We start from the raw sequence: 7,732 nt of genomic DNA, 5'->3' as shown, positions 1-7,732 counted from the left end.
TCTTGATGCAGTCGCTCATGGGGGAAACCACGGCAGTCGCTCATGGTTAGAAGTTACCGTAAGACAGGCTCGCCTTAATCAATAAGTTTTACCCCTTTTCTGCATAGCCGACCAACCATAAAGGCTCAACGTAATCAGGTTTCGTCTCCGGGGGGAACCCCCAAGACCGCGCTGCCTCCCCAAGACCGCGCTGCATCGCTCCAATAACGGTTTAGGAATTGTCTCGAAATCCTCCAACAAGAAATCCATAATGGCCAGATGGCGCAAGTAACCAGGAGTCGGAGGGTAACAGCGACGACTGGTGTTAAACCAGCCGTTAACGGTTTGAGTGGAACAAGAGCAGATTAAAGCCATATCTTCCCGAGTCAGATCCCACTTATTGTAAAACCGTTGCGGTGTCATACCCAATTCCCAGTAACTGTACAGTCGGATTAGGATTTGCTCGCGCTCCGTTATGGGATAGGGATAGGAATTCTCGCCCTTTAACTCCCTCGGTTGTGCAAGCTGCTCAAGGCGCTCCATTGTGCTACGCACAGGCTACGCGAACGCTTCGTGATAATCGAGCTTGATGATAAACGAATCGCTGTTTTGCCATTATTATATAATTACCTCCATGTAACTTGGGGGGGAGAGCCGCGCTTCCAGGTTGGTGGCCGATGAGCGCGGCTCTTTGTTCCAATGATTATAGTATAACCAATGGCTACTATTATTGTCAATAAAAAAACAAAAAAAATCAAGGCAATTTACAGAAATTGTAATAAATGTTCAAAATTTAAACATTAGAATGGTATTTTTTTTAGCTATTAGCTGAAATCTATATAGTAAAGGGAACAGGGAACAGGGAACAGGGAACAGAGAGTAGGGAGTAGGGAGTAGGGAGTAGGGAGTAGGTAACAGGGAGTAGGAAGTAGGGAGTAGGTAACAAAAATTATCACAATTCATTGATAATTGATATATTAACTGTTTATCAGTTTATCAACTTATCTCATGTTAGGATAATTGTAAGCATATGCGCTACGCGCACGCTACGCGAACAGCAGTCAGCCGTCAGCCGTGAGCTTTTAGCTCACGCTACGCGAACAGCTTAAAATAAACTTATGCAGGCCTATGGCCACGCGAGGGGAACGGGAGAATTTAATATTGATAGAGAAGCATGAGAATTGAAAGTCTGAGTAAAAGCCCATTGCGCATAAGCTGATAGCTGAAAGCTGATAGCTGATAGCTGATAGCTGAATGCTTACGGATAATTACCCATAATAAAAATCTCCCCATCTCCCCATCTCCCTATCTCCCCATCTCCCTATCTCCCCATCTCCCTATCTCCCCATCTCCCCACACTTCCCTTATTTTTTACAAATATGAGATGCACCCACTTGATAGTATTACTTGAGGGTCTCCTTAAACTTATCCTCAAACTGATCTTTAGTCATTTTGCCAGCTTCTAAGTCTTCATAGAGGGTTTGAATTTTTTCGGTAAGCTCCTGATATGCATCTGGGTCTCCAAGCAGGGCTTTTTGCTTTTTCTTTAGGGGACGAAACAACCAAGGCTGGATAAATCCTGACTTCGGTTCTTGCCATAACCCTTTGCCTTGGCCTTCCGCATCTGCCTCTGCCAACAGAAGGGAAATAGCCATCTCACGAGGGCACTTACTAAAATAATCGTAATAAATCAGTGCTAATCCTTCTTTGACTAAACTATGCTGAAGAAACGTGCCATCCAATAAGTAAACTTCGCCAATTTTACGATTGTAGCGAGTGTCGATGTCGGTAATTCTCAATTTAACTTTATCCCCGTTTTCTTCTACCAACTGTTTGACCCAGTCTTTACCTTCGTTGCCCCACTTAAATTGACTTTGATAGAGGGCATTGTCCTGATTTTTATCCTCAAGTTTTTTGTAACCCCACCCCTTAGGAGTTTCTGGTGCATCAATGTAAACGAAGCGCACTGTAATCTCTTCTCCGGAGCCATCAATCACATCAATGGTGTCAGCATCGGAAACTTTCTTAACAGCGTAGGTCTCTAGGGACTCAAAGTATGGCGGTACTTGAGGAGCAACTGACCCTACTTTACTTAAAATTTCACTAATCAAGTCTGTCATGGTGTAAATCGTATCAGGACTCAGATAAAAGTAATCGATGAACAGGCCATCAGTGCCTCAAATCAACAGCCGATGCTATTCTAGATTTAAGACTAACCATAGCAAAACACTTATTGGCTGTCCATTCGCTTCAATCATCCCACAACAGGAGCAACGCCAGATCAGGGAGGTCACTTATTTCCCTGTCCGCTCCAGCAGTAACCTTCAACACAGGTGTTACCAGATTGATATATAATCAGAGATCGTGATAATTGTTAAAAACAACACCAAATCGAGAAGCGTTGCTGGTGATCAGGTATTTCTTGATCTCAAACGCAGTTGAAACCCCTTGTGTACAAGCGCCGGGGATGAACATAACTTAGGGGCGTGATTCCCCTTGTCTACTAAATTTGTGACGAGGAATCATAAACGTCAAAAGCTAGTTAACTAGATCAGGATTTTCTAGCAGTGTTTGGTGGTGAAAAAAACCCTAGCTGCTTCCCCTTGAGAGACTGCATCAAGGCTTAAGTATAGTCAAAGTCAGCCCTGGGAGTTTTGCTCCGGAGCCAACGGTACTATGTTTTCAATTATATGAAGACTTGATATCCTAGCTTGTTTCCTTCGTGCTTTAGCTGAGGGAGAGTTTCAGTTGGCAGTAGCAAGTTTTTATCAAGGCTGTTAACTAGCTGCTGCTTCCGATTTTTTACCATTTTATCATTGGGGGATTCTGCTGTTTATAAAACGTTTATCTATAGTTCTGTAAAGTACTCAACTGTAAGACCCACTATTGGAGGAAAAACTATGATTCGAGAGTTCATGAACAGAAATTTTCGACACTTTAATGCAGCCGTGTGTGTTGAGGCGGCTGAAGGATGGGTGAAACACCTGGAATCGGGTAATAAAATGTTTCTGAGTATGGCTGGGGCCATGAGTACAGGAGAGCTGGGTATATCTCTAGCTGAAATGATTCGCCAAGACAAGGTACATGCTATTTGCTGTACCGGAGCCAATCTTGAAGAGGATATCTTCAATCTAGTTGCCCACTCTCAATATAAGAAACTACCGGATTATCGTTCACTGAAACCAGAAGAGGAAAAGGCTCTTTTTGAGTCCGGTATGAATCGAGTTACTGATACCTGTATCCCTGAAGAAGAAGCGATGAGGAAAATTGATCGGCATATGGTGAAACTGTGGCAAGCAGCTGATCAATCTGGCCAAAATTTTTTCCCATACGAGTTCATTTATCAACTTATTGAAAGTCAAGAGCTTAAAGACTATTATGAAATTGATCCTCGTGATTCATGGGTGATGGCAGCATGGCAGAAACAAATTCCTATTTTTGTTCCTGGATGGGAAGATTCAACTCTGGGAAATTCCTTTGTTTCTGAAGTTATCAAAGGCAATATCAGTCGCTTGAATGTTGTGCGTAGCGGTCTTGAGCTGATGGTATTTCTTGTGAATTGGTATAAGGAAAATACTAGAGATTTTTCCATGGGGTTCTTTCAAATTGGGGGTGGAATTGCTGGAGATTTTCCCATCTGCGTTGTGCCACTGATCCACCAGGATCTCAAGGAAGACTGTAAGTTGTGGAGTTACTTCGCCCAAATTAGTGATTGTACCACCTCATACGGTTCCTACAGTGGCGCACTACCTAGTGAAAAGATTAGTTGGGGCAAACTTGATACGGATACCCCTAGTTACGTGATTGAATCGGATGCATCAATTGTAGCTCCGCTGATTTTTAATTACGTCCTGGGTCACTAATATCATCTCCGGTTGAATACTTACACGCTTGGGCCGAATCGAAGGCATTTGGCAAAAGGCAGCTATGCTGAAGAAAAGGAGTAAGGTTTAATCGGAAATGCTTTTTTATCACTAATTATCCGGATAATGATATAACCCTAGAAGTGATTATCTAGGGTAGTTGGGTCAAAGCCTTTACCCCGTTTCTTTCCTAGAGCGATCGCCTATGAGTTGGGTAGCCCTAATCCTGTTATATGGAACTCAGGTGGTTTGCACTATAGAAATTCCCGTAGATAGGGCTATTGAGCTAACACCTGCCCGGAATCTTCCTGATGGCAATTTCCTTATGCCCACTGCCCTAATAAATTGTAAGATAATAGTTTTGGGAAATCTTTAGTCAAGATAGTACACAAGATAGTACAGAGGAAGTTATATGTCCCGATATAGAGGCCCGCGTCTGCGGGTCGTGCGCCGTCTGGGTGATTTGCCCGGTTTAAGTCGTAAAACACCCCGCCGTGCCTATCCCCCAGGTCAACATGGTCAAAACCGTCGGAAACGCTCAGAATATGCGATCCGTCTCGAAGAAAAGCAGAAACTGCGCTATAACTACGGAGTGACTGAAAAGCAGTTAATTCGCTATGTCCGTAAAGCTCGTCGAGCCACCGGTTCCACTGGACAAGCTTTGCTGCAACTGCTAGAGATGCGACTGGATAACACAGTCTTCCGCATGGGTATGGGAGGTACCATCCCAGCGGCTCGTCAGCTCGTGAATCACGGTCATGTTACTGTAAATGGTCAAGTAGTTAATATTGCTAGCTATCAGTGTCGCCCTGGCGATGTGATTGCGGTTAGAAACCGTGATCAATCCCGCCGTCTAGTAGAACGCAACTTGGAATTTCCTGGCTTAGCAAACCTTCCTAGTCATTTAGAGTTTGATAAGAACACCTTCACCGGAAAGGTGAATGGAATTATTGATCGGGAATGGGTGGCATTACAAATTAACGAGCTACTGGTGGTTGAGTACTACTCCAGGAAAGTCTAAGCCGGGTTGAAAGTTAACAGGTTGTTCGCGTAGCGTGGCCAAAGGCCAAGGTTAACAGGTTGTTCGCGTAGCGTGGCCAAAGGCCAAGGTTAACAGGTTGAAAGTTAACAGGTTGAAAGTTGACAACCGTTGAAAGTTAACAGGTTGAAAGTTGACAACCGTTGAAGGTTAACAGGTTGAAAGTTGACAACCGTTGAAAGTTAACAGGTTGTTCGCCTGTGGCGTTCCCATAGGGTAGGTTGAAGGTTATAACCTGTAACCTGCTAACCTGTAACCTGTAACCTGCTAACCTTCAACCTGTAACCTGCTAACCTTCAACCTGTAACCTGCTAACCTTCAACCTGTAACCTCAATAACCTTCAACCTTGGCCTTTGGCCACGCTACGCGAACAACCTCAATAACCTTCAACCTTGGCCTTTGGCCACGCTACGCGAACAACCTGAATAACCTTCAACCTTGGCCTTTGGCCACGCTACGCGAACAACCTAAATAACCTTCAACCTTGGCCTTTGGCCACGCTACGCGAACAACCTAAATAACCTTGGCCTTTGGCCACGCTACGCGAACAACCTAAATAACCTTCAACCTGACTAACCTGCTAACCTGTAACCTAAAAAACTATCCGCCAATTTGTGACATCGTCCTTGTATATGAACTATCAGTACCAGAGTCTCTCTCCTTGAAGTTGATTTCTGGTTTAATCATCAGCAACTGTCTGACCTGCTCTCTTAAGTCAGCGGTATCAACGCCGCTGCGTAGAGCAGTTTTTAAGTCAACTTGACCTTGTTCATTAAGTAGGCAGGGACGCAGCCAACCATCAGCAGATAGACGCATCCGATTGCAGCGATCGCAAAAACATTCTGACATCTGACTAATAAATCCCAGGGTGCCCTTGGCACCAGGAATCTGGAACACATCAGCTGGGCCATTACCCCGGACACTGGATTCTATCAAACCCCAGCGTAAGTGAATCCGTTGCCGTAATTCTTCCGAAGGTACCCACGCCCGCTCACCAAATAGCTGGGAGTTCCCGATGGGCATAAACTCGATAAATCGAACGTGCCAGGAGCGGTCAATGGTTAGAGCAGCTAAATCCAGCACTTCCTGGTCATTAACTCCTGGAATTACCACCACATTCAGCTTTAACGGGTCAAATCCAACCTGATGGGCAGCTTTTATCCCTTCCCAAGTCTGTTCCCAGCGCGAACGTCCCCGATTGCCAATAATTTTGTCAAATGTCTCTCGATTGAGGGAGTCCAGACTAATATTAATCCGCCGTAAACCCCCCTGGTAGAGTTCCTTTGCCATACCAGCCAGTAAAAAGGCATTGGTAGTCATCGCTAAATCTTGTGTTTCTGGTAAAGATGCGATCGCTCTAACTAACTCCACTACACCTGGACGCAATAGGGGTTCACCTCCCGTGAGGCGAAACTTTCTAAATCCTACCGGGATAAACACCTCCTTAAGCAGAGTCAGCAGTTCTTGATCAGTTAGTAATTCTTGCCGTAGGATGTAGTCAAGTTCTGCTCCTTGAGGCATACAGTACTGACAACGGAAGTTGCAGCGGTCAATCAAGCTAATCCGGAGATAGTCTACAGTATTCATAATTGCTGGAACCATCGGGTTTCAAAGGGTTTTGGTAATAGGTTATACGTATTCCGGAATCTGTCCCTCAGCCCTTGTAGCTAATGCTATGCAGCATCTCTTTCCAAGAATCCAGTGATACTGCAACGGTTAGGGTGCATTCCTTTTCTTGCAAAGCCTATTCTGTGTCCCTCAATGGAGTGTCACAATTGCTTACTCATGGTGTACTCCCCTACCTAAAATCAAGAAGAAACTACCAGTATCCTAGATTTAGGGGAAATGACCGACAAACCAGATTTTCTTCTATACGCACAACACGGATGGGCTGATAACTCTAAAGCGATGGCAAGCCTTGCCCAATCCTTAGCCACATCCCGCACTGCCATCATTACTCCCGATCTCGGTTGGTTCAAAACCTGGCTCTGGATAGAACCCCTAATCAACCAACTCGAACACATCGTCTTAGATACCATTGTCACATATCCCCAAACACCAATCCGAATTATTGGTCATTCCATGGGTGGCTTAATTTGGCTAGAACTCCTCAGCCGTCACCGAGACTGGTGGTCACAAGTAGAATCCTTAGTGTTGATTGGTTCTCCTATTGGTGGTGCAGATCTAGCTAGAATTATTGACCCCTTTGGGATTGGTATTGGTATCGCAAAGGATTTAGGTATCAACCGCCGACAACTAGCAGAGTCCATTGGTGCAGTGATTCCCACATTAGTAATAGCTGGTGATAGTGATCACGGTAGCGACGGTACGATTACAATAGAGACAACCAAGTTTTCTCCTAGTAAATTCGTTTGTTTACCTAATCTGCGTCATGCTGCTCTCAAAAATCATCCGTTAGTTGCAGCAGAAATCCAGAAATTTTGGGCGAATCCAGTTATCACGCAAGCTCCTCCACCAGGAGACTTTATTACTAGCTTAATTCAACAATTACACTCAGTGCCAGGTATGACTGATGGTCATGGTCGAAATTTTAAGCGAGCCAAGACCTATATAACACTTAAAAATGGCATTTCCATTCGGACTTGGCAGAATCCTTTACAAATACACCATGTATTTGTAGCTAGCCCTGAAGGAGACTGTCTCTACAGTGGTTTTGTAGGTTGGATACATACTCAAGCCTTATATCAAACCCTTGGAACTATAGCAAAGGGAACAGGGAGTAGGCAGTAGGCAGTAGGCAGTAGACAGTAGGGGAAAGTACCAGCCATCTGACCCGTAACAACCACAGCCGCCTGTTAAATGTGGTGGAGCAATTCGAAAAAATTCAGC

Annotated in this window: 9 protein-coding genes; 4 read left to right on the top strand and 5 right to left on the bottom strand. The window is 44.6% G+C overall.

The genetic code is table 11. The annotated features are described in order from the left end of the window. Positions 1-78: 78 nt before the first annotated feature. The 4 genes from F6J99_RS37945 to F6J99_RS37930 form a co-directional block, all read right to left on the bottom strand. Positions 79-522 carry a hypothetical protein gene (locus F6J99_RS37945; RefSeq protein WP_293121057.1) on the bottom strand — a complete coding sequence of 148 codons (444 nt, stop codon included), beginning with the start codon at positions 520-522 and terminating at the stop codon, positions 79-81. 281 nt (positions 523-803) lie between these two features. Next, complete coding sequence (locus tag F6J99_RS37940; protein ID WP_293121055.1) at positions 804-935, bottom strand: hypothetical protein; 132 nt, start codon at positions 933-935, stop codon at positions 804-806. A gap of 199 nt (positions 936-1,134) precedes the next feature. After that, positions 1,135-1,272, bottom strand: coding sequence for a hypothetical protein (locus F6J99_RS37935; protein ID WP_293121053.1), 138 nt, complete (start codon positions 1,270-1,272; stop codon positions 1,135-1,137). A 110-nt stretch (positions 1,273-1,382) separates the two neighbouring features. Then, entirely contained in the window at positions 1,383-2,099 is a 717-nt protein-coding gene (locus tag F6J99_RS37930) for a thermonuclease family protein (protein WP_293121051.1), read from the bottom strand. Between the two features lie 780 nt (positions 2,100-2,879). Between F6J99_RS37930 and F6J99_RS37925 the strand changes: the two genes are divergently transcribed. From F6J99_RS37925 to F6J99_RS37915, 3 genes are all read left to right on the top strand, one after another. Continuing rightward, positions 2,880-3,842, top strand: coding sequence for a deoxyhypusine synthase family protein (locus tag F6J99_RS37925; RefSeq protein WP_293121049.1), 963 nt, complete (start codon positions 2,880-2,882; stop codon positions 3,840-3,842). A 412-nt stretch (positions 3,843-4,254) separates the two neighbouring features. Further along, complete coding sequence (rpsD, locus tag F6J99_RS37920; RefSeq protein ID WP_070395435.1) at positions 4,255-4,863, top strand: 30S ribosomal protein S4; 609 nt, start codon at positions 4,255-4,257, stop codon at positions 4,861-4,863. A gap of 365 nt (positions 4,864-5,228) precedes the next feature. Then, the gene (locus F6J99_RS37915) at positions 5,229-5,357 is read left to right on the top strand and encodes a hypothetical protein (RefSeq protein WP_293121048.1); all 129 of its coding nucleotides are present in this window, start codon (positions 5,229-5,231) and stop codon (positions 5,355-5,357) included. Between the two features lie 125 nt (positions 5,358-5,482). Here the strand turns inward: F6J99_RS37915 and moaA are convergent, their stop codons facing one another. Further along, complete coding sequence (moaA, locus tag F6J99_RS37910; protein WP_293121059.1) at positions 5,483-6,469, bottom strand: GTP 3',8-cyclase MoaA; 987 nt, start codon at positions 6,467-6,469, stop codon at positions 5,483-5,485. A gap of 258 nt (positions 6,470-6,727) precedes the next feature. Here moaA and F6J99_RS37905 point away from each other — a divergent pair, with 258 nt between their 5' ends. Next, positions 6,728-7,633, top strand: a complete 906-nt coding sequence (locus F6J99_RS37905; protein ID WP_293121046.1) for an alpha/beta hydrolase — start codon at positions 6,728-6,730, stop codon at positions 7,631-7,633. The last annotated feature ends 99 nt before the right edge of the window (positions 7,634-7,732 follow it).

Source organism: Moorena sp. SIO4G3 (assembly GCF_010692305.1).
In the GTDB taxonomy this organism is placed as follows: domain Bacteria; phylum Cyanobacteriota; class Cyanobacteriia; order Cyanobacteriales; family Coleofasciculaceae; genus Moorena; species Moorena producens_A.
Note: the sequence above shows the minus strand (reverse complement) of the source record. Positions and strands in the feature narration are given on the sequence as shown.

Bases quoted from the DNA above. Each gene is read 5' to 3' on its own strand.
- moaA (WP_293121059.1), bottom strand. From the start codon at position 6,469: ATGAATACTGTAGACTATCTCCGGATTAGCTTGATTGACCGCTGCAAC.
- F6J99_RS37945 (WP_293121057.1), bottom strand. From the start codon at position 522: ATGGAGCGCCTTGAGCAGCTTGCACAACCGAGGGAGTTAAAGGGCGAG.
- rpsD (WP_070395435.1), top strand. From the start codon at position 4,255: ATGTCCCGATATAGAGGCCCGCGTCTGCGGGTCGTGCGCCGTCTGGGT.
- F6J99_RS37905 (WP_293121046.1), top strand. From the start codon at position 6,728: ATGACCGACAAACCAGATTTTCTTCTATACGCACAACACGGATGGGCT.
- F6J99_RS37925 (WP_293121049.1), top strand. From the start codon at position 2,880: ATGATTCGAGAGTTCATGAACAGAAATTTTCGACACTTTAATGCAGCC.
- F6J99_RS37935 (WP_293121053.1), bottom strand. From the start codon at position 1,272: ATGGGGAGATTTTTATTATGGGTAATTATCCGTAAGCATTCAGCTATC.
- F6J99_RS37930 (WP_293121051.1), bottom strand. From the start codon at position 2,099: ATGACAGACTTGATTAGTGAAATTTTAAGTAAAGTAGGGTCAGTTGCT.